The 3,286-nt window shown below is 54.0% G+C and carries 2 rRNA genes; both read left to right on the forward strand.

From position 1 onward, the window contains the following. Positions 1 to 180 precede the first annotated feature (180 nt). Positions 181 to 3,067, forward strand: a 23S ribosomal RNA gene (locus LPW30_RS15735). A gap of 97 nt (positions 3,068 to 3,164) precedes the next feature. Further along, positions 3,165 to 3,280, forward strand: a 5S ribosomal RNA gene (rrf, locus tag LPW30_RS15740). Positions 3,281 to 3,286: the final 6 nt, after the last annotated feature.

A 3,286-nucleotide genomic window follows, 5' to 3' on the forward strand; every position in this document is an offset into this window, starting at 1 on the left:
GTGATTGATGGTTGGTGTTGACGACTGGGTTTTACCAGTGACACGCCTCCGTTTGTGGGGTGATGTTCTTTAACAATTTGGGAAAGTTCTAGGCGAGAGCAAAGTAATTGATGTTCTCTTAAGTTGTCATGTCGCATGATGATCGCACGCCGTATGGTCTCAGACTTTTTGGGGTTATATGGTCAAGCGGTTAAGCGCACACGGTGGATGCCTAGGCGGTAGGAGGCGATGAAGGACGTGGTAGTCTGCGATAAGCCTCGGGGAGCTGACAAACTAGCTATGATCCGGGGATTTCCGAATGGGGAAACCCACCTCGTAAGGGGTATCGTCACCTGAATACATAGGGTGGCGAGGCGATACCCGGTGAACTGAAACATCTAAGTAACCGGAGGAAAAGAAATCAATTGAGATTCCGTCAGTAGCGGCGAGCGAACGCGGATTAGCCCAAAAGTCAGTATGGTTTTAGTGGAACGGTCTGGAAAGTCCGGCGATACAGGGTGATAGCCCCGTACACGAAAAGGCCATGTTGATGAATCTGAGTAGGGCGGGGCACGTGAAACCCTGTCTGAACATGGGGGGACCATCCTCCAAGGCTAAATACTCCCTACCGACCGATAGTGAACCAGTACCGTGAGGGAAAGGCGAAAAGAACCCCGGAGAGGGGAGTGAAATAGAACCTGAAACCGTGTGCGTACAAGCAGTGGGAGCCTCTTTATGGGGTGACTGCGTACCTTTTGTATAATGGGTCAGCGACTTAACGTGAGTGGCGAGGTTAACCGTATAGGGGAGCCGTAGGGAAACCGAGTCTTAATAGGGCGAATGAGTCGCTTGCGTTAGACCCGAAACCGGGCGATCTATCCATGGCCAGGGTGAAGGCGGGGTAACACCCGCTGGAGGCCCGAACCCACTAATGTTGAAAAATTAGGGGATGAGCTGTGGATAGGAGTGAAAGGCTAATCAAGCCCGGAGATAGCTGGTTCTCCCCGAAAGCTATTTAGGTAGTGCCTCATGTATCACTCCTGGGGGTAGAGCACTGTTATGGCTAGGGGGCCATCCCGGCTTACCAAACCATTGCAAACTCCGAATACCAGGAAGTGCGAGCATGGGAGACACACGGCGGGAGCTAACTTTCGTCGTGGAGAGGGAAACAACCCAGACCGCCAGCTAAGGTCCCCAAATCATGGCTCAGTGGGAAACGATGTGGGAAGGCCCAGACAGCCAGGAGGTTGGCTTAGAAGCAGCCATCCTTTAAAGAAAGCGTAATAGCTCACTGGTCGAGTCGGCCCGCGCGGAAGATTCAACGGGGCTTAAGCCATGTACCGAAGCTGCGGATTTGACCTAATGGTCAAGTGGTAGGGGAGCGTTCTGTACGCCTGCGAAGGTGTGTCGTAAGGCATGCTGGAGGTATCAGAAGTGCGAATGCTGACATGAGTAACGATAAGATGGGTGAAAACCCCATCCGCCGAAAGCCCAAGGTTTCCTGCGCAACGTCAATCGGCGCAGGGTTAGTCGGCCCCTAAGGCGAGGCAGAAATGCGTAGTCGATGGGAAACAGGTTAATATTCCTGTACCGCTTCATACTGCGATGGGGGGACGGAGTAGGCTAGATCAGCCGGCAGTTGGTGTCCGGTTTAAACGTGTAGGGAGTGCTTCCAGGCAAATCCGGTGGCACAATTCTGAGACGTGATGACGAGCTCCCATGTGGAGCGAAGTGGTCGATGCCAAGCTTCCAAGAAAAGCCTCTAAGCTTCAGGTATGAAGTGACCGTACCCGAAACCGACACAGGTGGGCAGGGTGAGAATCCCAAGGCGCTTGAGAGAACTCGGGTGAAGGAACTAGGCAAAATGGTACCGTAACTTCGGGAGAAGGTACGCCTCTGGTGGTGAAGGGTCTTGCACCTGGAGCTGCTGGGGGCCGCAGAGACCAGGCCGCTGCGACTGTTTATTAAAAACACAGCACTCTGCAAACTCGAAAGAGGACGTATAGGGTGTGACGCCTGCCCGGTGCCGGAAGGTTAATTGATGGGGTTAGCGTAAGCGAAGCTCTTGATCGAAGCCCCGGTAAACGGCGGCCGTAACTATAACGGTCCTAAGGTAGCGAAATTCCTTGTCGGGTAAGTTCCGACCTGCACGAATGGCGTAACGATGGCGGCACTGTCTCCACCCGAGACTCAGTGAAATTGAAATCGCTGTGAAGATGCAGTGTACCCGCGGCTAGACGGAAAGACCCCGTGAACCTTTACTACAGCTTCACACTGAACTTTGAACCTGCTTGTGTAGGATAGGTGGGAGGCTTTGAAGCCGGAACGCTAGTTTCGGTGGAGCCAACCTTGAAATACCACCCTGGCATGTTTGGAGTTCTAACCTCGTCCTGTAATCCAGGACAGGGACCGTGTGTGGTGGGTAGTTTGACTGGGGCGGTCTCCTCCCAAAGAGTAACGGAGGAGCGCGAAGGTACCCTCAGCGCGGTCGGACATCGCGCAGTGCGTGCAAAGGCGTAAGGGTGCTTGACTGCGAGACAGACACGTCGAGCAGGTGCGAAAGCAGGTCTTAGTGATCCGGTGGTTCTGTATGGAAGGGCCATCGCTCAACGGATAAAAGGTACTCCGGGGATAACAGGCTGATACCGCCCAAGAGTCCATATCGACGGCGGTGTTTGGCACCTCGATGTCGGCTCATCACATCCTGGGGCTGAAGCAGGTCCCAAGGGTATGGCTGTTCGCCATTTAAAGTGGTACGCGAGCTGGGTTTAGAACGTCGTGAGACAGTTCGGTCCCTATCTGCCGTGGGCGTCGGAGATTTGAGAGGATCTGCTCCTAGTACGAGAGGACCGGAGTGGACGTACCTCTGGTGTTCCGGTTGTCACGCCAGTGGCATTGCCGGGTAGCTAAGTACGGACGGGATAACCGCTGAAAGCATCTAAGCGGGAAGCCTTCCTCAAGATGAGATCTCCCTGGGCACTTGATGCCCCTGAAGGGCCGTTGAAGACGACAACGTTGATAGGCGGGGTGTGAAAGCGCAGTAATGTGTGAAGCTAACCCGTACTAATTGCCCGTGAGGCTTGACCATATAACACCCAAGCAGTTTGAGGGTGTGCGGTCATCACGATATGACAACACCTGGAACTTTCCTGAATTGGTGATCCATACGGATCACACCCAGTTTGCCTGGCGGCCATGGCGAGTAGGAACCACCCGATCCCATCTCGAACTCGGAAGTGAAACTGCTCAGCGCCGATGGTAGTGTGGGGCTTCCCCATGCGAGAGTAGGTCACTGCCAGGCTCTTAT

Source organism: Ectothiorhodospira variabilis, from assembly GCF_022227625.1.
GTDB classification, from domain to species: Bacteria; Pseudomonadota; Gammaproteobacteria; order Ectothiorhodospirales; family Ectothiorhodospiraceae; genus Ectothiorhodospira; species Ectothiorhodospira haloalkaliphila.